Origin of the sequence: Streptococcus sp. 68 (genome assembly GCF_013277415.1) — a bacterium.
Taxonomy (GTDB): Bacteria; Bacillota; Bacilli; order Lactobacillales; family Streptococcaceae; genus Streptococcus.
Genome location: NZ_VMMX01000010.1, coordinates 104,056 through 130,366 on the forward strand (window position 1 = coordinate 104,056; position 26,311 = coordinate 130,366).

The window sequence follows — 26,311 nt, forward strand, 5'->3', positions numbered from 1 at the left end:
ATGGAATTTTCAAAGAAAACACGTGAATTATCAATTCAAAAAATGCAGGAACGTACCTTGGACCTCTTGATTATCGGTGGAGGAATCACAGGGGCTGGTGTAGCTTTACAGGCAGCAGCTAGTGGTCTAGATACTGGTTTGATTGAAATGCAGGACTTCGCAGAAGGAACATCCAGCCGTTCAACAAAATTGGTTCACGGAGGACTACGTTACCTTAAGCAATTTGATGTAGAAGTGGTATCAGATACAGTTTCTGAACGTGCAGTGGTACAACAAATTGCTCCACACATTCCAAAACCAGATCCAATGCTCTTGCCAGTTTACGACGAAGATGGAGCTACTTTTAGCCTTTTCCGTCTTAAAGTAGCTATGGACTTGTACGATCTTTTGGCAGGAGTTAACAACACACCAGCTGCTAACAAGGTTTTGAGTAAGGAAGAAGTCTTGGAACGCCAGCCAAATTTGAAGAAAGAAGGTTTGGTAGGAGGTGGGGTTTACCTTGACTTCCGTAACAACGATGCACGTCTCGTGATTGAAAACATCAAACGTGCCAACCAAGACGGTGCCCTCATTGCCAACCACGTGAAGGCAGAAGGCTTCCTCTTTGACGAAAGTGGCAAGATTACAGGTATTGTAGCCCGTGATTTGTTGACAGACCAAGTCTTTGAAATCAAGGCTCGTCTGGTTATCAACACAACAGGTCCTTGGAGCGACAAAGTACGCAATTTGTCTAATAAGGGAACACAATTCTCACAAATGCGTCCAACTAAGGGAGTTCACTTGGTAGTGGATTCAAGCAAAATCAAGGTTTCACAGCCAGTTTACTTTGATACAGGTTTGGGTGATGGCCGTATGGTCTTTGTCCTCCCACGTGAAAACAAGACTTACTTTGGTACAACTGATACAGACTACACAGGGGATTTGGAACATCCGAAAGTGACTCAGGAAGATGTAGATTATTTGCTTGGCATTGTCAACAACCGCTTCCCAGAAGCCAACATCACCATTGATGATATTGAAAGCAGTTGGGCAGGTCTTCGTCCATTGATTGCAGGCAATAGCGCTTCTGACTACAATGGAGGAAATAACGGTACAATCAGTGACGAAAGCTTTAATAACTTGATTGCGACTGTTGAATCTTATCTCTCTAAAGAAAAAACGCGTGAAGATGTAGAGGCTGCTGTCAGCAAGCTTGAAAGCAGTACCTCTGAGAAACATTTGGATCCATCTGCAGTTTCTCGTGGTTCGAGCTTGGACCGTGATGATAATGGTCTGTTGACTCTTGCTGGTGGTAAAATCACAGACTACCGTAAGATGGCTGAAGGAGCTATGGAGCGCGTGGTTGACATCCTCAAAGCAGAATTTGACCGTAGCTTTAAACTCATCAACTCTAAGACTTACCCTGTTTCAGGTGGGGAATTGAACCCAGCAAATGTGGACTCAGAAATCGAAGCCTTTGCGCAACTTGGAGTGTCACGTGGTTTGGATAGCAAGGAAGCTCATTACCTAGCAAATCTCTATGGTTCAAATGCACCGAAAGTCTTTGCTCTTGCTCACAGCTTGGAACAAGCGCCAGGACTCAGCTTGGCGGACACTTTGTCACTTCACTATGCAATGCGCAATGAGTTGGCTCTTAGCCCAGTTGACTTCCTTCTTCGTCGTACCAACCACATGCTCTTTATGCGTGATAGTTTGGACAGCATCGTTGAGCCAGTTTTGGATGAAATGGGACGATTCTATGACTGGACAGAAGAAGAAAAAGCAACTTACCGTGCTGATGTAGAAGTAGCTCTTGCTAATAATGATTTAGCAGAATTAAAAAATTAAGAAAAAATAAAAGAGGTGGAGGGCAGGACTCCTAGTCTACCCTCCCTCCCTTTTTAATGGAGATAGAAAGATGATGAATGAATTATTTGGAGAATTTTTGGGGACTTTAATCCTGATTCTTCTAGGAAATGGTGTTGTTGCAGGTGTAGTTCTTCCTAAAACCAAGAGCAACAGTGCAGGTTGGATTGTGATTACCATGGGGTGGGGGATTGCAGTTGCGGTTGCAGTATTTGTATCTGGCAAGCTCAGTCCAGCTCATTTAAACCCAGCTGTGACCATCGGTGTGGCCTTGAAAGGTGGTTTGCCTTGGGCTTCCGTTTTCCCTTACATCCTAGCTCAGTTCGCAGGGGCTATGCTCGGTCAGATTTTGGTTTGGTTGCAATTCAAACCGCATTATGAGGCAGAAGAAAATGCAGGTAATATCCTAGCAACCTTCAGTACTGGGCCAGCCATCAAGGATACAGTTTCTAACTTGATCAGTGAAATCCTAGGAACCTTTGTTTTGGTGTTGACAATCTTTGCTTTGGGTCTTTACGATTTTCAAGCAGGAATCGGAACCTTCGCAGTGGGGACTTTGATTGTCGGTATCGGTCTATCACTAGGTGGGACAACAGGCTATGCCTTGAACCCTGCGCGTGACCTTGGACCTCGTATCATGCACAGCATCTTGCCAATTCCAAACAAGGGAGACGGAGACTGGTCTTATGCCTGGATTCCTGTTGTGGGACCTGTTATCGGTGCAGCCTTGGCCGTGCTTGTATTCTCACTTTTCTAATCTAGAAAACAATTATGTTGATAAGAGCTTGAGCAAGAGCCCAATTTCAGCAAAAAATGAAGTAAATCTTCTCACAATAAAACGCATAGTATCAAGTTTTTCAACACCTGATATGATGCGTTTTTCTGATTTTTAAGACTTTTTCCCAGTCTCTTTTTCGATTGAAGATGTAAGTATTCTAATAACTAACTTCTTAGTACTAGCCAACAACGATAATCATAATTCCTCCTAAAATTAGGAATAATAAAGGCAATAGTTTTTGTTTTTTCATGTGAAATACCTCACTTTTGTTTTCTTCTATTTTATGCTAAAATATTAAAAATCAAAAATTGTTCCCGTATATGCTTGTTGGAGAGATATTATGAAAAAATTTGGAGAAATTTTTAAAAAGTTTCGAGAATCTAGAGGGTTTCGCTTAAAAGATGTCGAAAAAGCTGGTATATCAAAATCACAGCTCTCACGTTTTGAAAAGGGAGAGACTGATTTAACCATTTCAAAATTTATGGCTATTTTGGATGAAATTAACATGCCTATTGATGAATTTATGTATGCTGTTCATGATTTTCATCGTGATGAACTGAATGAACTCTTATCAAAGATTAGGCATTTTGTATCAAATCATGATGTTGATGGGTTGAAAAAACTACTTTATTCTCAGATGGAGTCAGATTCTAAACAAGAGAAATTTCATAAGCTTAACATTATTTTATTAAAAATTCGTTTACAAGATTTATCTGGAGAAGCTTATTATTCTGGTGATGATTTATCTTATCTAACTGACTATCTCTTTAGTGTTGAATACTGGGGATACTATGAATTATTGATTTTTTCAAATACTTTAGATGTCCTAAAACACGATGTCTTTATGGTTTTGGCTAGAGAGATGTCTAGACGTTCTGATTTTTATAAAGAAATTCCTAATAATAGACGATTGATTTCATCTATGCTATTGAACGGATATATCACATGTATTGAAAGAGGAAAATTGCTTGATGCTTTGTATTTTGAAAAACGACTAAACCAATGCTTTTTCACTGAAACTGAAATTTATGAACGGTTGGTATTCCAGTATGCCCAATATCTATATCGCTATAAAAAAGAGACGGATTGTAAAGCAATTATTGAAATGAGGAAGTGTATTGGAGCAATGAAATTAGCGGGAAGTAACCATTTGGCAAAGAATTATGAGGGACATTTAGAAAAAATTTTAGCAGATAAAGGGTAGTGTGCAGATATGGGAAAGGAAGTATCTCGAAATAATATTTTGGTAGAATTGTCTTTAGAAATTTCAATTACAGTTGTTTTATCAGTTCATTGTATTTGAGCGATAGGATTTTTCGAAGTTGTCACCATAATTATGAATTTTGAGGTATTTAATATGCAAGTTCTATCTCCATATATTTTAAGAAAGAAAAGTGAAACAGGAGAATTATTTTTCAATAGTAAAAATAATCATTCTTTTTTCATTACAAATGATTTACAAGATGTTATGGAAAATGATTTAGAGATTAAGGAACAATATGAAAATTATTTGAATAAGTATAATTATTTTCAAGAAGAAAATGAATTCGAGAATACAATAGATTATGTTAAAAATAGTGAAACGGAGACGTTAGAATTTACAATTTTAACACATGGAGACTGTAATTTTAGATGTAAATATTGTTATGAAAAATTTGAAAATATAAAAATGAGTAAAGAAACAGAGATTGCGATAGTTGAATTTACAGAAAAACTATTATCTGAATCTATGTTTAAATCTTTACATGTATCATGGTTTGGAGGAGAGCCTTTATTAGGGCTAAAAACGATAAAGAATCTTTCAAAAAAATTTATTAGTATTTGTTCTCAAAATGGACTTGATTATTCTGCTAGTATAACAACTAATGGATATTTGCTTAATGAACGAATGATTCATCAGTTAATTCTAGACTATCGCGTTAATAATTTTCAGATAACAATTGATGGAGATGAGGAAAGTCATAATTTTCAAAGAGTGTTGCGTAATGGAAAGGGATCATATATCAAAATACTCGAGAATATCAAAGGTTTACAAAATTCAAATTTGAATTTTTATTGTAATTTAAGATTTAATATATCGAAAGAAAATTTTAATAATGTTAAGATTTTTTTAGATTCAGATGGGAAATATTTTAAGCATGATAAACGATTTAGATTTTATTTTTATAATGTAGGTAGTTGGGGTTGTGGGGAGCGTGCCCAAAATTATAAAGTGACATTACCTAATTCAGATGCTAGTTTTGAATTATCAAAGTTTGCCATAAAAAAAGGTTATAATGTTCCTGCTGCTAGAGGTATAATAACAAATTTGTTCAACTGTTATGCAAATAGAAAAAATCACTATACTATTAATGTAAAGGGTGTAATTCAAACTTGTACGGTTGCCTTGTATTCTAATTCTAATATATTTGGAAGTGTACATGCTAAGTTTAATAAGGAAAAGTTTGATAAATGGCACTTAAACATGGATTCAGATTGTAAGCAGTGTCCTATTGTTTTAATTTGTAAATCAGGATTTTGTCCGCCCAAACATAGAAGTAATAAGCAAAGAACATTATGCAATCAAATAAAAAAGAAAATTGATAAAAATCTAGAATTATTTATGTTAAATAAGGAATATTGTGATTATCTTGATGCAATAAGAGAGGGGGTGAAAAGATGATTGTAATTGAAAATAAGAGTACTACTCAACTTGATATACTTGTACTCCGTGATCATTATTGCGATGAAGATGGAAATGAGTTTTAGATTGATTTTTAAAATATAAATCGAAATTTAGTTAGTCTAGTTCAGGAGGTAATCACTCTTAATAAACAGCATCATATATAGGTTAATTAAATTATTGTATAGTCTCAGTTGGAGTTAATTTGTTTATAACTTTTAGACTGAGGCTTTTATATCTATTCGCTTTCTTTTAGATAGGCTTATTTATGAAATTTCTAAAATACATTAAAACTAATATTTTTATCTATTTTTTAATAGGAGTGCTTTTGAATAGTGGGATGGCTCTAATAAAGCCATTGTTATTGGATAAGCTATTGAATATTCGTGAAGAGCAACTTACAATTGGTACAATTTCATACTTTGTTTTATATGGACTGTGTTTGCACCTGTTTTTTTATAGCACGATGTTGCTAGCAAATTTTGTCAGTAATAATCTGCAGCGTCATCTACAAATTCGTTTAAAAGATCAGCTTATCAAGAAACTATTTTTGAAGGAAAATGTTGTATATGATGAAAAAGTTTCAATTGTTACACAAGATATGGAACTGCTCTATAATCGCTTCTTTTTACCCCTGGATATGATAGTTGGAAGAGTTTTTATACTTTGTACAACGATTGTTTTTATTTTGGTGCAAAATTTTTGGCTTGGTATTGTTTTTATCGTGTTCTCTTTTCTTCGACCATTACCTCAATGGGTAATGAATAATCATTTAATGAAAAGTGGTGCAAATTTTTCGGAAATGCAAAAAGCTTTTCATCTATCTGTAGGAGATTTTTTTAAGGGAGCAGATACGATATATTTTTATGGCGCTAGTAAAGAAAACCTTGCTAAGATGAGAAAAAACAACGAGTGTTACGAGAACGCTCGTTGGAAAAATGAATGGACTAGCAATGTCGTTTATTTTTTCAATGGTCCTTTAGAATTCCTTAGTCAGGTACTACCTCTTGCACTTGGTCTTTTATTACAAAAGAGCGGTATAGAGTTAACAACAGCTAGTTTGGTCTCTATGTATATAGCTACAATGAATCTTAGCGGACCTATTCAAAGAATTATGTATAGCATATCTGATATACAGCGATCGCAAACAGTGAAAGAAAAAATATTTTCATTATTGGAAGAATCTTGTTTAGAAACATCATATCCGACAGTCGAATCTTTAGCTGAGCTAGTTTTGGAGGGTGTTTCAAAACAGGTTGGAGAGCAAGTGCTCTTTTATGATTTGTCACTTAGATTAACCAAGCCAAGTAAAGTTTTAATAAAGGGAGCTAGTGGTACCGGAAAGTCAACTCTCCTACAGTTGGTAGCAGGAAAGATAAGTCCGAATAGTGGTAGAATTATCGTACGTGATAAATCAGGTCGAGAATTTACTCATTATCAAGGGAATGTCGCTTATATCTCTCAGAATCCATTTTTCAGACATGGGACAATTCGAGAAAATTTAACATTAGGACAGGAGATTTCAGATAAAGAATTACTCTGTTGCCTAGAACAAGTTGGCTTAACGAATGAAATCACTAATATCTTGGATTATCAACTGATAAATAATGGAGAAAACATTTCAGGTGGGCAACGTTTACGACTTGAATTAGTTCGCTGTCTGCTTCGGAAAAAAGACATTGTGTTGGCGGATGAGGTTACATCATCCTTAGACAAGGACAATGCATATCAAGTGCGCCAGTTACTTTTGCAGTTGCCTATCATTTTGATTGAAGTTGCTCATCATATTGATTCAGAAACGGTTTATAATCAAGTAATTGATTTGGGAAAATATAGAATAAAATAAATAGACTTGTTCGGCATCTTGCTAGCCATAATATATGTGTTATATTATGGATTGTTTTAGCTGATTTAAAGATGTGAGAACTAAAAACTATGGCTAAGTTGGAATGTTAAAAATTCAATTTCTGACCACCTAATCTTGTGTCAAATAGTTATCAAACAAAGTCTACTATACCATTTATCAGTTAAATATTTTTATGTTATAGGAGCGCTACATGTCTAATTCATTTGTCAAGTTGTTAGTCTCTCAATTGTTTGCAAATTTAGCAGATATTTTCTTTAGAGTAACAATCATTGCTAACATATACATTATTTCAAAATCAGTAATTGCCACGTCATTAGTTCCCATTTTAATAGGGATATCCTCTTTTGTTGCGAGTCTTTTAGTTCCTTTAGTTACTAAAAGGATAGCGCTAAATAGAGTTTTATCTTTATCCCAATTTGGAAAGACTATATTATTGGCGATACTGGTAGGAATGTTTACCGTAATGCAATCCGTAGCGCCTTTGGTAACCTATCTATTTGTTGTGGCAATTTCAATATTAGATGGTTTTGCAGCACCTGTTTCCTATGCTATTGTGCCACGCTATGCGACCGATTTGGGTAAGGCTAATTCAGCCTTATCAATGAGTGGTGAAGCTGTTCAGTTAGTGGGTTGGGGATTAGGTGGACTCTTGTTTGCAACAATTGGTCTTTTACCTACCACGTTTATCATTTTAATGTTGTATATAATTTCTAGCTTTCTGATGTTATTTCTTCCTAACGCTGAAGTGGAGGTGTTAGAGTCAGAAACTAATCTTGAAATTTTGCTCAAAGGTTGGAAGTTAGTTGCTAGAGATCCTAGATTAAGACTTTTTGTATCAGCAAATTTATTGGAAATTTTCTCAAATACGATTTGGGTTTCTTCCATTATACTTGTTTTTGTAACTGAGTTATTAAATAAAACGGAAAGTTACTGGGGATATTCTAATACAGCATACTCTATTGGTATTATAATTAGTGGCTTAATTGCTTTTAGGCTATCTGAAAAGTTCCTTGCTGCTAAATGGGAAAGTATTCTTTTTCCGCTTGTAGCTATGGCAATAGTGACACTGACTATTCTATATTTTCCAAACGCACAGATTTTTTTATTATTTTCAGCTTTAGTTGGTATGTTATCGCAACTAAAAGAAGTTCCTGAAAGTGTATTTCTTCAGGAAACAGTAGAGGAAAATAACTTGGTTAATGTCTATTCCGTTCTTGAAGTGATTTCGACACTAGCATTTTCAGTGTTTGTTTTGCTAATGAGCTATATTACTGAGAGTTTTGGTATTAGCATCAGTTTTTGGCTATCAGCCATTTGTCTGATGATAGAAGCTATTTTAATTTATATCAGACGAGATTATTTTAAATAAGAGACTGGTTAAAAAGTCTTGAAAAATTAGAAAAGCGCATAGTATCAGGTGTTGAAAAACTTGATATTGTGCGTTTTATTATGGAAAGATTCCCTTCATTGTCTCCTGAAATGGAGTTTTTGCCCAGGATCACTCTATTTGAAATATACATAGAAAAACCGCATAATTCTTAAAATAAACTGAAATCTAGTGAAAATGTACGGTAAACAATTGAAAAACTAGTCTATAAAGTGGTACAATAGTAGAAAAATACTATAGTAAGAGTCTATCTTATTTAGCAAAAATTACAGAAATGAATGGTTTTTCTTGATGAAACAGAGAAAAGAATTGTACCTCTTTCTTGGTCGGACAGCCTTGTATTTTCTTATCTTTCTAGGGCTGCTTTACTTCTTTAGCTATCTTGGCCAGGGTCAAGGAAGCTTTATCTATAATGAATTTTAACTTGAAGGAGAATTCCTATTGTGTCAAATAAACCAATAGTAGATATGATTGAAACCATTGAGCATTTTGCTCAGACACAGCCTAACTATCCTGTTTACAATGTTTTGGGGCAGGAACACACTTATGGAGATTTAAAGGCTGATTCGGATAGTTTGGCTGCAGCCATTGACCAACTAGGCTTGCCTAAGAAGTCTCCTGTGGTCGTTTTTGGTGGCCAAGAATATGAAATGTTGGCAACTTTTGTAGCCTTGACTAAGTCAGGACATGCCTACATTCCAATTGATAGTCATTCGGCTTTGGAGCGAGTTTCAGCTATTTTAGAAGTAGCAGAGCCAAGCTTGATTATTGCCATCTCAGACTTTCCATTGGAGCAGGTTTCTACACCGATGATGACTCTAGCTCAGGTTCAAGAAGCCTTTGCCCAAGGGACTAGCTATGAGATCACACATCCAGTCAAGGGCGATGATAACTACTACATTATCTTTACTTCTGGTACGACTGGTAAGCCAAAGGGAGTGCAGATTTCCCATGATAACCTCCTCAGCTTTACCAACTGGATGATTATGGACAAGGAATTTGTGACGCCAAGTCGTCCGCAAATGCTGGCTCAACCACCTTATTCATTTGACCTGTCTGTCATGTACTGGGCACCGACCTTGGCACTTGGTGGTACGCTTTTCGCTCTTCCTTCAGCTATTACTCAGGACTTTAAGCAACTCTTTGCGACCATCTTTTCATTGCCAATCGCTATCTGGACATCAACGCCTTCTTTTGCGGATATGGCCATGTTGTCAGAAGACTTCAATAGTCAGAAAATGCCTGGAATCACGCATTTCTACTTTGATGGAGAAGAATTGACGGTTAAAACGGCTCAAAAATTGCGTGAGCGTTTCCCACATGCCCGTATTATCAATGCCTACGGCCCAACAGAAGCGACAGTAGCCCTGTCAGCAGTTTCCGTGACAGACGAGATGTTAGCGACTCTCAAACGCCTACCAATCGGCTATACCAAGGCTGATTCTCCAACCTTTATTATTGATGAGGAAGGCAATAAACTGCCAAATGGTGAACAGGGAGAAATCATTGTTTCTGGGCCAGCTGTTTCAAAAGGTTATATGAACAATCCTGAAAAAACAGCGGAAGCCTTCTTTGAATTTGAAGGTCTGCCAGCCTATCACACAGGCGATGTGGGAACCATGACAGATGAGGGCTTACTTCTCTACGGCGGACGCATGGACTTCCAGATTAAGTTCAACGGTTACCGCATTGAGTTAGAAGATGTCTCTCAAAATCTTAATAAGTCTCGTTATATCGAATCTGCTGTCGCAGTACCACGTTATAACAAGGATCACAAGGTACAAAATCTACTGGCCTATGTCATCTTAAAAGACGGTGTTCGTGAGCAGTTTGAGCGTGATATCGATATTACCAAGGCTATCAAGGAAGACCTGATAGACATCATGATGTCCTACATGATGCCGTCTAAATTCCTTTACCGAGACAGTTTGCCATTGACTCCCAATGGAAAGATTGATATTAAAGGATTGATTAACGAGGTGAATAAGAGATGATGGAGTTCTTTCAACAGCTTCCTCATTTAGAGCCATACGGCAATCCTCAGTATTTTGTCTATGTGATTGCTGCAACCTTACCCATCTTTATTGGCCTCTTTTTCAAGAAACGCTTTGCCTGGTATGAAGTGCTGGTTAGCCTCTTCTTTATCGTCACCATGTTGGTGGGTGGAAAGACCAATCAACTGGCTGCCTTGGGTATTTACCTTTGCTGGGAAATAGTGCTCCTGCTTTTCTACAAGCATTATCGAAAAAGCAAGGATGGCAAGTGGGTCTTCTACTTAGTTAGTTTTCTGTCCTTACTTCCGATTATCTTTGTCAAGGTGCAGCCAGCTATCAATGGAACGCAGTCTTTGCTTGGATTTTTGGGAATTTCTTATCTGACCTTTCGTTCGGTTGGGATTATCATCGAGCTGAGAGATGGAGTGATTAAGGATTTTACCCTCTGGGAATTCCTTCGTTTCCTTCTCTTCATGCCGACTTTTTCAAGTGGTCCAATCGATCGCTTTAAGCGTTTTAATGAAAATTATCAGGCCATTCCTGAGCGAGATGAGTTGATGGATATGCTGGATGAATCTGTTCGCTATATCATGTGGGGATTTTTGTATAAGTTTATCCTAGCTCATGTTTTAGGAGAGACCTTACTCCCTCCTCTGAAGAATCTAGCCTTGCAGTCAGGTGGTTTCTTTAACCTCTATGCCTTGGCAGTTATGTATACCTTTGGTCTGGAGCTCTTTTTTGACTTTGCAGGTTACTCTATGTTTGCCTTGGCCATCTCAAACTTAATGGGAATCCGTAGCCCTATCAACTTTAACAAGCCCTTTTTATCAAGGGATTTAAAGGAATTTTGGAATCGCTGGCATATGAGTCTCTCTTTCTGGTTCCGTGACTTTGTCTTTATGCGAATGGTGATGGTATTGACCAGAAAGAAGGTCTTTAAAAATCGTAATGTAACCTCAAGTGTGGCCTACATTGTAAATATGCTGGTTATGGGATTTTGGCATGGAGTGACCTGGTATTATATCGCCTATGGCCTCTTTCATGGACTGGGCTTGGTCATTAATGACGCTTGGATTCGTAAGAAAAAAACGCTTAATAAGGAACGGAAAAAAGCAGGGAAAGCTGCTCTACCTGAGAATCGCTGGATTCAGTTGCTTGGCATGGTTATCACCTTCCATGTCGTCATGCTGTCATTCTTAATCTTTTCTGGATTCTTGAATGATCTATGGTTTAAAAAATAAAAGGAAGTAAAATATGGATATCAAATCAGAAGTTATCGAAATTATTGATGAGTTGTTTATGGAAGATGTTTCTGACATGATGGATGAAGATCTTTTTGATGCAGGTGTCTTGGATAGTATGGGAACGGTTGAATTGATTGTGGAGATTGAAAACCGTTTTGACATTCGTGTCCCTGTAACAGAGTTTGGTCGTGATGACTGGAATACAGCTAATAAAATCATAGCTGGTATTGTGGAGCTACAAAATGCTTAAACGCTTATGGATGATCTTCGGACCGGTCTTGATAGCTGGTTTGTTGGTTTTTCTGCTCATTTTCTTTTATCCTACTGAGATGCGTCATAATCTAGGAGCTGAAAAGCGTTCAGCAGTGGCTACTACTATCGATAGTTTTAAGGAGCGAAGTCAAAAGGTCAGAGCACTATCTGATCCAAATATGCGTTTTGTTCCCTTCTTTGGCTCTAGTGAATGGCTTCGTTTTGACGGTGCTCATCCTGCGGTATTAGCTGAGAAATACAATCGCTCCTACCGTCCTTATCTTTTAGGACAGAGGGGAGCTGCATCGCTTAACCAGTATTTTGGAATGCAACAGATGTTGCCACAACTGGAGAATAAACAAGTTGTGTATGTTATCTCACCTCAGTGGTTCAGTAAAAATGGCTATGAGCCAGCAGCTTTCCAGCAGTATTTTAATGGAGACCAGTTGACCAGTTTTCTGGAACATCAATCTGGAGATCAGGCTAGTCAATATGCAGCGACTCGCTTACTGCAGCAGTTCCCAAACGTAGCTATGAAGGATTTAGTTCAGAAGTTGGCAAGTAAAGAAGAATTGTCGACGGCAGACAATGAAATGATTGAATTATTGGCTCGGTTTAATGAACGCCAAGCTTCCTTTTTTGGTCAGTTTTCAGTTAGAGGCTATGTCAATTATGATAAATATGTCGTTAAGTATTTAAAGACCTTGCCAGACCAGTTTTCTTATCAAACTATAGAAGATATTGTTAAAGCAGATGCTGAAAAGAATACTTCCAATAATGATCTGGGAATGGAAAATTATTTCTATAATACGCAGATCAAGAAAGATTTGAAGAAATTAAAGGACTCTCAGAAAAGCTTTACCTATCTCAAGTCGCCAGAGTATAATGACTTGCAGTTGGTTTTAACACAGTTTTCTAAATCTAAGGTAAACCCGATTTTTATCATTCCACCTGTTAATAAAAAATGGATGGACTACGCTGGTTTACGAGAGGACATGTACCAACAAACGGTGCAGAAGATTCGCTACCAGTTAGAAAGTCAAGGTTTTACCAATATAGCAGATTTTTCTAAGGACGGTGGGGAGCCTTTCTTTATGAAGGACACCATTCACCTTGGTTGGTTGGGCTGGTTGGCTTTTGACAAGGCAGTTGATCCTTTCCTATCCAATCCCACACCAGCTCCGACTTACCATCTGAATGAGCGCTTTTTCAGCAAAGACTGGGCGACATACGATGGAGATGTCAAGGAATTTCAATAGATCATAATATAGAAGAGTTCAAGAATGAAGCTGATTTTTACGTTTTTTCTTGACTCTTTTTTAGATTATGATATAATGAACCAGTAAATGACCGGTTAATAAATTGGTTTTCTCTTAGAAATAGAGAAGAAGGGATGGGAAAGGAGTAATACATGAGACAGCTTGCACAGGAAATCGACACATTTTTAAATGAGGTTATTTTAAGAGCTGAAAATCAGCATGAAATCCTAATAGGTCATTGCACTAGCGAGGTGGCCCTGACCAATACTCAGGAGCATATCCTCATGCTTTTGTCAGAGGAATCTTTAACAAATTCAGAATTGGCCCGTCGTCTCAATGTCAGTCAGGCTGCAGTTACCAAGGCCATTAAGTCTTTGGTCAAGGAAGGGATGTTGGAAACATCCAAGGATCCTAAAGATGCGCGTGTGATTTTTTATCAGTTGACTGATTTGGCTCGTCCAATCGCTGAGGAGCATCATCACCACCATGAGCATACACTTTTAACCTATGAACAAGTGGCGACTCAGTTTACTCCAAATGAACAAAAAGTGATTCAGCGGTTTTTGACTGCTTTAGTAGGAGAAATCAAATAATGAGATACATTACGGTAGAGGATTTATCCTTCTATTATGATAAGGAGCCCGTTCTTGAACATATCAATTATAGTGTTGATAGTGGGGAATTTGTTACCTTGACAGGGGAAAATGGAGCAGCTAAGACGACACTCATCAAGGCCAGTCTTGGAATTCTCCAACCACGCATTGGTAAGGTAACCATTTCAAAGACAAATACGCAGGGTAAGAAATTGAGAATAGCTTACCTTCCTCAACAGATTGCTAGTTTTAATGCAGGTTTTCCAAGTACGGTTTACGAATTTGTCAAGTCGGGTCGCTATCCGCGAAAAGGCTGGTTCCGTCGTTTGAATGCTCATGATGAGGAGCATATCAAGGCCAGTTTGGACTCAGTTGGCATGTGGGAACACCGAGACAAACGCTTGGGGTCTCTATCTGGAGGACAAAAGCAGCGAGCGGTGATTGCGCGTATGTTTGCTTCGGATCCAGATGTGTTTATCCTAGATGAGCCGACAACGGGGATGGATGCAGGAAGTAAAAACGAATTTTACGAACTCATGCACCACAGCGCCCATCATCATGGCAAGGCTGTTTTGATGATTACTCATGACCCTGAAGAAGTTAAGGACTATGCGGACCGCAATATTCATCTAGTCCGTAACCAAGACTCGCCATGGCGTTGTTTCAACGTTCATGAGAATGATCAGGAGGTGGGCCATGCTTAGTTTGTTATCTTATGACTTTATGCAACGTGCCTTTCTGGCCGTTATTGCCATGAGTCTTTTCTCGCCGGTATTGGGGACCTTCCTTATCTTGCGCCGTCAGAGTTTGATGAGTGATACCCTCAGCCACGTCTCGCTTTCAGGTGTAGCATTTGGTCTGGTACTAGGGATTTCTCCGACTATTTCTACGATTGCTATTGTCTTGATTGCGGCGGTCTTTCTGGAGTATCTCCGTACGGTTTACAAGAGTTTTATGGAAATCGGGACAGCAATCCTCATGTCAACGGGTCTGGCTGTTTCTCTGATTGTTATGAGCAAGGGCAAAACTTCTAGTTCTATGAGTTTGGACCAGTATCTTTTTGGTTCCATCGTGACTATCAGCGAAGAACAGGTCATTTCCCTTTTTGTCATTGCGGCGGTTGTTTTGATTTTGACCTTCCTCTTCCTTCGTCCGATGTACATTTTGACCTTTGATGAGGATACGGCCTTTGTGGATGGCTTGCCAGTTCGTACCATGTCCATTCTTTTTAACATGGTTACGGGGGTTGCCATTGCCCTTATGATTCCTGCAGCAGGAGCTCTTCTGGTATCGACCATTATGGTCTTGCCAGCTAGTATTGCCCTGCGTCTGGGGAAAAACTTTAAATCGGTTATGCTGCTTGCCAGTGCGATTGGCTTTTTGGGAATGGTGGCAGGACTCTACATTTCCTACTATGCAGAAACACCTGCAAGCGCAAGTATTACCATTATTTTTGTAACTGTTTTCTTGCTAATTAGTTTAGTAAGACGTTTTATCAAATAGGAGACTAAGATGAAAAAAATTAGCTTATTACTAGCCAGTCTATGTGCCTTGTTTTTAGTGGCTTGTTCCAATCAAAAGCAGGCAGATGGCAAACTAAATATTGTGACAACCTTTTACCCTGTCTATGAATTTACCAAGCAAGTCGCAGGAGATACTGCTAATGTAGAACTCCTCATCGGTGCTGGTACAGAACCCCATGAATACGAACCGTCTGCCAAGGCAGTTGCCAAAATCCAAGACGCAGATACCTTCGTTTATGAAAATGAAAACATGGAAACATGGGTCCCTAAATTGCTAGATACTTTGGATAAGAAAAAGGTGAAAACCATCAAGGCGACAGGTGATATGTTGCTTTTGCCAGGTGGCGAGGAAGAAGAGGGAGACCATGACCATGGAGAAGAAGGCCATCACCATGAGTTTGACCCCCATGTTTGGTTATCACCAGTTCGTGCCATTAAACTAGTAGAGCACATCCGTGACAGCTTATCAGCAGATTATCCGGATAAAAAAGAGACCTTTGAGAAGAATGCTGCTGCCTATATCGAAAAATTGCAAGCCTTGGATAAGTCTTATGCAGAAGGCTTGTCTCAAGCCAAACAAAAGAGCTTTGTAACGCAACACGCAGCCTTTAACTACCTTGCCTTAGACTATGGGCTCAAACAAGTCGCAATCTCAGGCCTCTCTCCAGATGCAGAGCCATCAGCAGCTCGCTTGGCAGAATTGACAGAGTATGTCAAGAAAAATAAAATTGCCTATATCTACTTTGAGGAAAATGCTTCACAAGCCCTTGCTAACACACTTTCAAAAGAGGCAGGTGTCAAAACAGATGTCCTTAATCCTTTAGAAAGTCTGACAGAAGAAGATACCAAGGCGGGAGAAAATTATATCTCTATCATGGAGAAAAACCTCAAGGCTTTGAAACAAACAACAGACCAAGAAGGTCCAGCTATCGAACCTGAAAAGGCAGAGGATACCAAGACAGTTCAAAATGGTTACTTTGAGGATGCAGATGTCAAGGACCGCACCTTGAGTGACTATGCAGGTAACTGGCAATCAGTTTATCCTTTCCTTGAAGATGGCACGTTTGACCAAGTCTTTGACTACAAGGCTAAGTTGACTGGTAAGATGACTCAGGCTGAGTACAAGGCCTACTATACAAAAGGCTATCAGACAGATGTCACTAAGATTAACATTACTGATAATACTATGGAATTTGTTCAAGGTGGACAAAGCAAGAAATACACTTACAAGTATGTGGGTAAGAAAATCTTGACTTACAAGAAAGGCAATCGTGGCGTGCGCTTCCTCTTTGAAGCAACGGATGCGGACGCTGGACAGTTCAAGTATGTTCAGTTTAGTGACCACAATATTGCCCCAGTTAAGGCAGAACATTTCCATATCTTCTTTGGAGGCACAAGCCAAGAAGCTCTATTTGAAGAAATGGACAACTGGCCAACCTATTACCCAGATAATCTATCTGGACAAGAAATCGCCCAAGAAATGTTGGCGCATTGATGAGAAACCGACTAGTTCATAGGAGCTAGTCGGTTTTTTGATACTAGATGACTAATTTTATTATAGACCTTTCCAGAACTTTAAAAAATAAATAAAACTCTTGAAATATCTGGATCTGTATGTTAGAATAATTTTATCGGATAAGGTTCATTAGAATACTACCCCCTAACTACTGCCATAGTTAAGGGGTGTTTTGGTATATTCTACAGGAATAGAAAAAGACCCTCTAAACTTTGTAGAGAGCCTTAAAAAATCAAAATAAAAAGATAACCCCAGGCACATAGGAATGCTCAACCTTTCAGTCTACCCCATTCTGGGACCCAGCGTTTATCCTTCACAAGTTATCTTATTGAGTCCATTATATCACACTTATGGAAAATGTAAGAAATTTGTATAGTATTTTTAAATGAATTGATGAAAAATCAAATACCTTTCAGAACTAAGGAATTTTAAATAATAAATAAAACTCTTGAAATATCTGGACCTGTATGTTAGAATAAAATCGATAGGCAAGGTTCATTAGAACACCAAATCCCTTAACTATTGCAGTAGTTAAGGGATTTTTTGACGTATCTTAGCGATTTAACGGGTGTTTACAGGCTAGTCATTCGGTCTACTTCTTACCATCTAGCCATTTGCAGACGAAATACAAGATAATTCCTGCTATGACGTCCGCTACAATAGTAAGAACGAGCTCTGGGGCAAGGTTCATTAGTTTCACCTCCTCTCACGAACCGTAAGGAACGTAATCGGTAACCGATGACAAAAATAGTATATCACATTAAATTTATATCATCAACATTGCTTAATGCTTGAAATATTAGGACTTATATGCTAGAATATAGTTAATTGATAAGGTTCATTAGAACACCAAAGCCCCTAACTACTGCCATAGTTAAGGGCTTTTTTGACGTATCTTAGCGATTTAACGGGTGTTGATAGGCTAGTCACTCGGTCTACTACTTACTATCTAGCCATCTGCAGACGAAATACAAGATAATTCCAGCTATAACATCCGCTATAATAGTAAGAGCGAGCTCTATGATAAGGCTCATTAGTTTCACCTCCTCTCACGAACCCATAGGAACGTAATCGGTAACCGATGACAAAAATATTATACCACACTACATTCAGATCATCAACATTGCTTAATGCTTGAACTATTGGAGTGCGGTTCACTGTAATGATGTTTTTTGTTACTCTCTTAAAGGATTACCCATTACTTGTTTCGTTTCTTTGTCCACGGCTTTAAAAGCTCATATAGTACGTTGATAAGCAACGAAGCTAGAAATACTGTAAGTAAAGTTTCTGGCATATGTAACACTTCCTTTATTAAATTGAGGGGCGAAGACAGAGGGTTTTCGCAAGCCCTCGTATATTATAATTTCAAAATCTGTTCTACTTGTTTTGTTTGCTGATGGAAAAGGATCTCATAAATAATAGTCAAAATCCACTCCTTTTAAAAAGATTTGTTAAATAATTCACAAATAATTGAAAACGAATACAAAAAGTAATATAATGATGTTAAATAGATAGCGCGAAGGCGCAGGAGGAAAATTATATGGCTACATTTTATGTTCCGGCAGTCAACCTTATTGGTAAAGGTGTTGTAAATGAAGTGGGTCCTTATATCAAGGAACTTGGCTATAAAAAGGCACTTTTGGTGACAGATAAGTTCATCGAAGGAAGTGACATTTTACCTAAGGTTTTAAAACCACTGGATACAGAAGGAATCGAATATGTCATCTTTAGCGATGTGGAGCCAAACCCTACTTGTAAGAATGTCACAGATGGGGTAGCTGCTTTGGAAGAACATGGATGTGATTTTATCATCAGTCTTGGTGGGGGGTCTCCACAGGATGCAGCTAGTTGTATCTCTATCATGGCTACAAATGGTGGAAAACCACAGGATTATGAAGGGCTTCATAAGTCTGCTAAAAAAGGCCTTCCTGTTGTAGCTATCAATACTACTGCAGGTACATCAGCAGAAATTACCATTAACTATGTGATTACCGATGAAGAACGCAAGGTTAAGATGGTAATGGTTGACAAGAATAGCCTTGCTCTTATCTCTATCAATGACCCTGAATTGATGATTTCAAAACCTCAAGCTTTGACTGCAGCGACAGGTATGGATGCTCTGACCCACGCAGTTGAAGCTTTGGTAACACCTGGTGCTTATGATGTGACCAAGAAACTGTCTATTGGTGCTATTGAACTTATCAAGGAATACCTTCCTCGCGCTGTAGCAAATGGACACGATATTGAAGCGCGTGAAGGTATGGTCAATGCCATCTTCCTTGGTGGTATGAGTTTTAACAATGCAGGTCTGGGGTATGTTCACTCAATGGCTCACCAACTCGGCGCAGTATATAACTTGCCTCATGGCGTGTGCTGTGCCATGCTACTACCAGTTATAGAACGTGAAAATGCTAAACGTGTACCAGAAGCTTTTCGCAATGTTGCTAAAGCCTTGGGCCTTCATGTAGAAGGTAAATCAGATCAAGAATGTGCCGATTATGCAATTGCTGAGATTGAGAAGCTTTCTGAGACAGTAGGTATTCCTAAGAAATTGACTGAACTTGGTATTGAAGAAAAAGATTTCGACTTTGAATACCTTTCTAAGAACGCCTTGATTGATGCCTGCGCACCAGGAAATCCATTTATGCCAACCTTAGAAGAAACGATTGCTTTTTATAAAGAGTTGTTTTAGCAAGAGATTTGACGACAATGTGACAATTCACCTCTAATTATTGACATTTCAGGAAAAATCGCAGTAAAAACGGTACAGCCTTCTTTAAATGTGCTATAATACTAGAAAAATACTTGTGGAGGTTCCATCATGGCAATATTTTTCATGATTTTTCTGATTGTTTGTGTGCTCCTATTGGTGATAGTCACACTGAGTACGGTTTATGTGGTTCGTCAGCAGTCGGTGGCGATTATTGAACGCTTTGGGAAATACCAAAAGGTTGCCAATAGCGGTATTCACATTCGCTTGCCTTTTGGGATTGACTCGATTGCAGCACGCATTCAGTTGCGCTTGTTGCAAAGCGATATTGTGGTTGAGACTAAGACCAAGGACAATGTGTTCGTTATGATGAATGTGGCGACTCAGTACCGTGTCAATGAGCAGAGCGTGACAGATGCCTACTATAAACTCATGCGTCCAGAATCTCAGATTAAATCTTATATCGAAGACGCCCTTCGCTCTTCTGTTCCAAAATTAACCTTGGATGAATTGTTTGAGAAAAAAGATGAGATTGCCCTTGAAGTTCAACACCAAGTAGCAGAAGAAATGACCACTTACGGCTATATTATTGTGAAAACCTTGATTACCAAGGTCGAACCTGATGCAGAAGTTAAGCAATCCATGAATGAAATCAATGCAGCGCAACGCAAGCGGGTCGCAGCGCAAGAATTGGCAGAAGCCGATAAAATTAAAATTGTCACTGCAGCTGAAGCCGAAGCAGAAAAAGACCGCCTTCATGGTGTGGGGATTGCCCAACAACGTAAGGCAATTGTGGATGGCTTAGCAGAGTCTATCACCGAACTCAAGGAAGCCAATGTTGGCATGACAGAAGAACAAATCATGTCCATCCTCTTGACCAACCAGTATTTGGATACCTTGAATACTTTTGCCTCTAAAGGAAATCAAACCATCTTTTTACCAAATACGCCAAATGGTGTGGATGATATCCGTACACAAATCTTGTCAGCCCTCCGTGCTGAGAAGAAATAATAGACCAAAGAGCTTGGCAACAGGCTCTTTTTGCATTACCCTTGTAGCTTTGAGGATTAAAATCCTCCTCCACAAATTATAGAATCTTTTCTGAGGATTTAGGGAGTGATAGAGGAAGTCTTGAAAGCGCTTTTGTTTTGTGCTATAGTCAAGTAAATCGAGTCGTTTAAAGAGGAATGCTTGTATGAGAAGAGAAGAAGTTTTACGAAATCACTGGTTTTTTAGCCAAGAGATGGGGAAGGAAGAGGCCTTGGCACCGGATTTTCAGAGGGGAAATTGGCAGGCCATTCAAGTGCCACATGACTGGAGTATTTACAATGATTTTGACCATTATTCGCCAGCGCAAAATGAGGGTGGTCAGTTAAATGGGGGTCAGGCTTGGTACCGGACGCAGTTTTACTTGGAAGAAGATGCCAGTCTTGTATCGGTGCGTTTGTTGTTTGACGGGGTTTACATGAATGCCCAAGTCTATATTAACGGGCAAGTGCTGGGCTATTATCCCAATGGCTATACACCCTTTTCTTATGATATCACCTCTTATCTAAGAAACGATGGGACAGCCAACCAGCTTGCGGTTTTTGTGGAAAATAAGCAACCTAGCAGTCGTTGGTATTCGGGCAGTGGTGTTTACCGAGAAGTAAAATTATTGATTAGAGATTTGGTGCATCTGGATTTATATGGGATTAAGATAGAAAGTCCCAAGCTCAAGGAGCAAAGAGATGGATGGGTGGAAACTCAGCTTGAAAGTAAAGTTTCAAATGATGGGCCTCAGTCTGTGTCGGTATATTTAGAACAGAGTATCTGGTATGATGGACAACAGCTGTCAGACTGGCAGGCGACAGACTCTCTAGTGATTGAGTCTGGGGACAAATATTCTTTCCAACAAGCCATATCAATTTTCCAACCTTTGCTTTGGGATATTGACCATCCTCATCTCTATCAGTTGAAGACTCGCCTTTATAAAAATGGCATTTTGGTTGATGAAGAAGAGGAGAGCTTTGGTTACCGCTATATAGATTGGCAAGCGGATAAGGGCTTCTTTCTAAATGGTCGCTGGTTGAAGATTCATGGAGTTTGTCTGCACCATGACTATGGATCTCTGGGAGCTGTGGAAAACAGGTCAGCTGCCGAGAGACGATTGCGCCAGATGAAGGAAATGGGCGTCAATGCGATTCGAATCACCCATAATCCAGCTAGTAGTATCTTGCTAGATGTGGCTGCTAAAATGGGGCTACTTATTCAAGAAGAAGCATTTGATACCTGGTATGGAGGCAAGAAAGAATATGACTATGGTCGCTTTTTTGAGGAAGAAGCGACTCATCCAGAAGCGAAAGCAGGCGATTTCTGGTCAGATTACGACTTGCGCACTATGATTGAGCGTGGCAAGAACAATCCAGCGATTTTTATGTGGTCCTTGGGAAATGAAGTCAGCGAAGCAAATGGCGATGCCCATTCATTGAAAACTATTAAACGCTTGCTGGAAAGGGTCAATGAGATTGATGATAGCCGTTTTGTGACCATGGGAATGGACCAGTTCCGCTTTGGAGATGGTTCTGGAGGTCATGAAAAGATTGCTGATTTGCTGGATGTGGTAGGCTTGAATTACTCGGAAGATAATATTGATAGGATTCGTAAAAGACATCCCAAGTGGCGACTTTACGGGTCTGAAACCTCATCGGCTACCCGAACGCGTGATAGCTATTTTCGCCCAGCTAAGGAATGGGTTGGGGATAATCGCCGCGTGCGGAATTTTGAACAGTCAGACTATGGCAATGATCGGGTTCCTTGGGGGAAGACAGCGACGGCTTCTTGGATAGCAGATAGAAATCGGCTAGACTATGCAGGTCAGTTTATCTGGACAGGAGTGGACTATATCGGTGAGCCGACTCCTTGGCACAACCAAAATGATACGCCTGTCAAGAGTTCCTATTTTGGGCTTGTGGACACAGCAGGGATTCCTAAAAATGATTATTATCTCTATCAAAGTCAGTGGGTGGACGTAAATCAGCATCCCATGGTTCATATCCTGCCCCACTGGAATTGGGAAATCCACAAGAGTTATCAACAAGTTGTGGATAAGTATGGGGATATCCCTGTTCGAGTGTATTCAAATGCTGGTTCTGTAGAGCTATTTCTCAATGGAAAATCTCAAGGCAGGAAGACTTTTCAGGAAAAATGGACTTCAGATGGCAGAAAATACCAAGAGGGACAAGGTTCTGACCAACTCTATCTCGAATGGCGCTTGGCTTATCAACCAGGAGAATTGCATGTTGTAGCCTATGATCATCAAGGTCAGATTGTGGCAGAAGATAGGGTAGTGACTGCAGGTAAGCCAGCCAAAATCGGGTTACATGCCGAGAAAACACAACTGGAGCCAGATGGGCAAGATCTCCTCTATCTTTATTTTGATGTATTGGACCAAGCTGGAAATTGGGTGCCGACTGCTTCCAATCAGCTTCATTTTGAAATTGAAGGCCCTGCTCGCATTGTAGGTGTGGATAATGGCAGGCAGGCCAGTCGTGAACGTTACCAAGCCCAGAAAAATGGTCGGTTTCAGAGGAAAGCCTTTCATGGCAGAGGTGTCCTTTTGGTTCAGAGCTTGGAGCAGGCAGGCCAAGTAAGAGTAAAGGCCAGTGCCAGAGGACTAGAGCCAGCAAGTTTTGATCTCTTAGTGGGAGAGGCTTTTGATTGCCAGCCAGTGAAAAATCAGCGCTTGTTTGAGATTCGAGTGAACAAGCAGGCAGGATTACAAGAAGGGGATTCCTCAGCCATTGGACTTTATCCACAAACTGTGGATAACCCTGTGAACAAGGTGGGGAATAGTGAAGTGATTTGGGAGACGAGTGGCAGTGCCCACGCCATTATCAAGCAGGGAGTGCTTCATTGCATGTCTGCAGGTGACTTGGCTATCCGTGCCATTTATCAAGGGAAAACCTATCAAACTCACTTGCAGGTCGCAGAAAATACCTCACTAGGGCAGGCAGTTTCTGTGCGACCACTTCGCTTGTATACAGCTAAGGGAACTTATCCACAGCTTCCGTCCTCGGTCTTGGTGGACTATGAGTCAGGCGATGCAAAACGAGTCAAGGTTGTCTGGGAGGAAATTCCTAAAGAAGATTTGGAAAAATTTCATGAATTTATGGTATCTGGTCAGCTTGAGGGGCTGGATCTAAAGGCTTCGGCTCAGGTTTGTGTTCAAGGGATTTGCGCTATTGAGCCTGAAAGGGTCTGGACGCTTGTTAAGGAAGCCCCACACTTACCAGACAGAGTTAAGCTAGTCTTATCAGATGGTAGACGAGATACGGCCAAGGTGACTTGGGATGAGCTTGATTCTCAAGTCTATGCTCAGGTAGGAGAATGCGTTCTCACAGGACAGGTAGCGGGCTGTGAGTTGCCAGCAACAGTCACCATTCATGTGACAGGTGCCAGTGTAGATGGGGAAGTTATTTCCAATCAATGGACAGGGTCTAACCTGCCTCTGGTCTTTGCTTCCCATTCAGAGCCGAATCACCCAGCCTCATATCTCAATGACAAGGTTATTACTCGGAAGAAATCGACAGCCAATACTTGGATTGCCAAGTCAGAGCAAGCTAGTGTCGGCATTCTTTTTGGAGATGCAGGGATTTTAAAACCACGATTTGTGGATAACCTGACCTTGTATTATGTTGAGAATCAAGAATATGTGGCTGTTGAGCCGGCCTTTATTGATTATTATGTGGGGAATGAACCTAGCTTGCCTCGGACTCCCAACCATTTGGATAAGGATTCCCTGCTCAAGCAAGAGGAGAATTGGTGCCCTGTATCAGCTATCCGAAAAGTGTCAAGCGACAAGGATGAGGAGCTTCGTTTTGAATTTGACAAGGTGGAGACTTATGCCCTTCGTCTTCGATTTGAAGGCTTGAGCAGTCCTCTAGCGTTAACAGAATTGCAAGTACATGCCAAAAAAGTAAAGAAAAATGTAGATAGGAAGTAATATGGTAAGAGAAATAAAACCGCATGGCCCCTTGCCTAGTCAGGCCCAGCTAGCTTATTTAGAGGATGAACTAGCAGCATTTATACATTTTGGGCCCAATACCTTTTATGACCAGGAATGGGGGACAGGTCAGGAGGATCCTGAACGCTTTAACTCGACAAGGTTAGACGCGCGTGAATGGGTTCGCGTGCTCAAGGAAACGGGCTTTAAGAAGTTGATTTTGGTGGTCAAACACCACGATGGCTTTGTCCTTTATCCGACAGTTCACACAGATTATTCGGTCAAGGCCAGTCCTTGGAGGAATGGAGAGGGAGACTTGCTCCTTGAAGTATCCCAAGCTGCCACAGAGTTTGATATGGATATGGGGGTTTACCTATCACCCTGGGATGCCCACAGTCCTCTCTATCATGTGGACCGAGAAGCGGACTATAATGCCTATTATCTGGCTCAGCTGAAGGAAATCTTATCAAATCCTGCCTATGGAAATGGAGGGAAATTTGCTGAGGTCTGGATGGATGGTGCCAGAGGAGAGGGCGCTCAAAAGGTCAATTATGAATTTGAAAAATGGTTTGAAACCATTCGTGAACTACAGGGAGATTGCTTAATTTTTTCAACAGAAGGCACCAGTATACGCTGGATTGGCAATGAACGAGGGTATGCAGGTGATCCACTGTGGCAAAAGGTGAATCCTGACAAACTAGGAACAGAAGCAGAGCTGGATTATCTTCAGCATGGAGATTCTTCAGGCACTATTTTTTCAATCGGTGAGGCAGATGTTTCCATCCGGCCGGGTTGGTTTTACCATGAAGAGCAGGATCCTAAGTCACTTGAGGAGTTGATCGAAATCTACTTTCACTCGGTGGGTCGGGGAACTCCACTCTTGCTTAATATTCCGCCGAATCAAGCTGGGCTATTTGATGCAAAGGATATTGAACGCCTCTATGAATTTGCGGCCTATCGCAATGAGCTCTATAAAGAAGATTTGGCTCTGGGAGCTGAGGTATCTGGTCCTGCTCTTTCCGCAGACTTTGCTTGTCGCCATTTGACAGACGGCCTTGAAACTAGCTCTTGGGCAAGCGCTGCAGACTTGCCCATCCAGCTAGAACTAGACTTAGGGGCGCCTAAAACTTTCGATGTGCTTGAGTTAAGAGAAGATTTGAAGCTGGGGCAACGAATCGCTGCTTTTCATGTGCAAGTAGAGGTGGATGGTGTCTGGCAAGAATTTGGCATGGGCTTTACCGTTGGTCATAAGCGTCTCTTGCGAGGTCCGCTAGTAGAGGCACAGAAGGTGCGCGTGATAATTACCGAGGCACAATCTATGCCTGTATTGACCAAGATTTCCCTCTATAAAACTCCTAGCTTATCACAAAAAGAAGTTGTTCAGGGACTAGCATTTGTAGAAAAAAGTCTAGCTGTAGCAAAGGGAGAGACTCTTCATTTTAGGGTTGAACGTAGCGAAAGTGACACTCCTTTGGAGGCTAAGATTTCGATTCAACCGGGGACAGGTGTCCATGGTGTCGCCTATCAGGATGAGATTCAAGTCCTTCAATTCCAAGCAGGGGAAAGCAAAAAAGACTTGAGCATACCAACCCTGTATTTTGCTGCTGATAAGACTTTAGATTTTTATCTAAATCTGACTGTTGATGGACAACTGATGGATCAAGCTCATATTTTAGTTGAAACGAGATAAAATATCT

19 protein-coding genes are annotated in these 26,311 nt (G+C 40.0%); all 19 read left to right on the forward strand.

The features are described 5' to 3' along the window. The 19 genes from glpO to HT720_RS05440 all read left to right on the forward strand — a co-directional run bounded on the left by glpO (position 1) and on the right by HT720_RS05440 (position 26,304). Positions 1 to 1,827, forward strand: coding sequence for a type 1 glycerol-3-phosphate oxidase (glpO, locus tag HT720_RS05350; RefSeq protein WP_173274909.1), 1,827 nt, complete (start codon positions 1 to 3; stop codon positions 1,825 to 1,827). Positions 1,828 to 1,897: 70 nt separating this feature from the next. Then, positions 1,898 to 2,602 carry an MIP/aquaporin family protein gene (locus tag HT720_RS05355; RefSeq protein ID WP_050390553.1) on the forward strand — a complete coding sequence of 235 codons (705 nt, stop codon included), beginning with the start codon at positions 1,898 to 1,900 and terminating at the stop codon, positions 2,600 to 2,602. Between the two features lie 361 nt (positions 2,603 to 2,963). Continuing rightward, complete coding sequence (locus HT720_RS05360) at positions 2,964 to 3,827, forward strand: Rgg/GadR/MutR family transcriptional regulator (protein WP_173274910.1); 864 nt, start codon at positions 2,964 to 2,966, stop codon at positions 3,825 to 3,827. Between the two features lie 153 nt (positions 3,828 to 3,980). Continuing rightward, complete coding sequence (locus HT720_RS05365) at positions 3,981 to 5,285, forward strand: radical SAM protein (RefSeq protein WP_173228924.1); 1,305 nt, start codon at positions 3,981 to 3,983, stop codon at positions 5,283 to 5,285. Positions 5,286 to 5,553: 268 nt separating this feature from the next. After that, on the forward strand, positions 5,554 to 7,131 hold the full coding sequence (locus HT720_RS05370; RefSeq protein ID WP_173228922.1) for an ABC transporter ATP-binding protein: 1,578 nt from the start codon (positions 5,554 to 5,556) through the stop codon (positions 7,129 to 7,131). Between the two features lie 211 nt (positions 7,132 to 7,342). Next, positions 7,343 to 8,521, forward strand: coding sequence for a ryptide export MFS transporter (locus HT720_RS05375; protein WP_164226150.1), 1,179 nt, complete (start codon positions 7,343 to 7,345; stop codon positions 8,519 to 8,521). A gap of 309 nt (positions 8,522 to 8,830) precedes the next feature. Next, a complete protein-coding gene (locus HT720_RS05380) occupies positions 8,831 to 8,962 on the forward strand; it encodes a teichoic acid D-Ala incorporation-associated protein DltX (RefSeq protein WP_000813667.1) in 132 nt (43 codons plus the stop codon). Between the two features lie 20 nt (positions 8,963 to 8,982). Beyond that, a complete protein-coding gene (gene dltA, locus HT720_RS05385) occupies positions 8,983 to 10,533 on the forward strand; it encodes a D-alanine--poly(phosphoribitol) ligase subunit DltA (RefSeq protein WP_173274911.1) in 1,551 nt (516 codons plus the stop codon). Next, complete coding sequence (dltB, locus tag HT720_RS05390) at positions 10,530 to 11,774, forward strand: D-alanyl-lipoteichoic acid biosynthesis protein DltB (RefSeq protein ID WP_049535475.1); 1,245 nt, start codon at positions 10,530 to 10,532, stop codon at positions 11,772 to 11,774. Before dltA ends, dltB begins: the two co-directional genes overlap by 4 nt. Before the next feature lie 13 nt (positions 11,775 to 11,787). After that, a complete protein-coding gene (gene dltC, locus HT720_RS05395; protein ID WP_000351967.1) occupies positions 11,788 to 12,027 on the forward strand; it encodes a D-alanine--poly(phosphoribitol) ligase subunit DltC in 240 nt (79 codons plus the stop codon). Further along, on the forward strand, positions 12,020 to 13,288 hold the full coding sequence (gene dltD / locus HT720_RS05400; RefSeq protein WP_049535474.1) for a D-alanyl-lipoteichoic acid biosynthesis protein DltD: 1,269 nt from the start codon (positions 12,020 to 12,022) through the stop codon (positions 13,286 to 13,288). The genes dltC and dltD overlap by 8 nt, the downstream gene beginning before the upstream one ends. Before the next feature lie 152 nt (positions 13,289 to 13,440). Beyond that, on the forward strand, positions 13,441 to 13,881 hold the full coding sequence (gene adcR / locus HT720_RS05405) for a zinc-dependent transcriptional regulator AdcR (RefSeq protein ID WP_049511334.1): 441 nt from the start codon (positions 13,441 to 13,443) through the stop codon (positions 13,879 to 13,881). Then, on the forward strand, positions 13,881 to 14,585 hold the full coding sequence (locus tag HT720_RS05410) for a metal ABC transporter ATP-binding protein (protein WP_001269496.1): 705 nt from the start codon (positions 13,881 to 13,883) through the stop codon (positions 14,583 to 14,585). The genes adcR and HT720_RS05410 overlap by 1 nt, the downstream gene beginning before the upstream one ends. After that, positions 14,578 to 15,384, forward strand: a complete 807-nt coding sequence (locus tag HT720_RS05415; protein ID WP_173274912.1) for a metal ABC transporter permease — start codon at positions 14,578 to 14,580, stop codon at positions 15,382 to 15,384. Before HT720_RS05410 ends, HT720_RS05415 begins: the two co-directional genes overlap by 8 nt. Before the next feature lie 9 nt (positions 15,385 to 15,393). Next, positions 15,394 to 16,899: a zinc ABC transporter substrate-binding lipoprotein AdcA gene (adcA, locus tag HT720_RS05420; RefSeq protein ID WP_173274913.1), complete on the forward strand. Its 1,506-nt coding sequence runs from the start codon at positions 15,394 to 15,396 to the stop codon at positions 16,897 to 16,899. 1,561 nt (positions 16,900 to 18,460) lie between these two features. Then, entirely contained in the window at positions 18,461 to 19,612 is a 1,152-nt protein-coding gene (locus tag HT720_RS05425; RefSeq protein WP_173212883.1) for an iron-containing alcohol dehydrogenase, read from the forward strand. Positions 19,613 to 19,756: 144 nt separating this feature from the next. Then, on the forward strand, positions 19,757 to 20,641 hold the full coding sequence (locus HT720_RS05430) for an SPFH domain-containing protein (protein ID WP_025168872.1): 885 nt from the start codon (positions 19,757 to 19,759) through the stop codon (positions 20,639 to 20,641). Positions 20,642 to 20,825: 184 nt separating this feature from the next. Beyond that, complete coding sequence (locus HT720_RS05435) at positions 20,826 to 24,614, forward strand: sugar-binding domain-containing protein (RefSeq protein ID WP_173274914.1); 3,789 nt, start codon at positions 20,826 to 20,828, stop codon at positions 24,612 to 24,614. Position 24,615: 1 nt separating this feature from the next. Beyond that, positions 24,616 to 26,304, forward strand: a complete 1,689-nt coding sequence (locus HT720_RS05440; protein WP_173274915.1) for an alpha-L-fucosidase — start codon at positions 24,616 to 24,618, stop codon at positions 26,302 to 26,304. Positions 26,305 to 26,311: the final 7 nt, after the last annotated feature.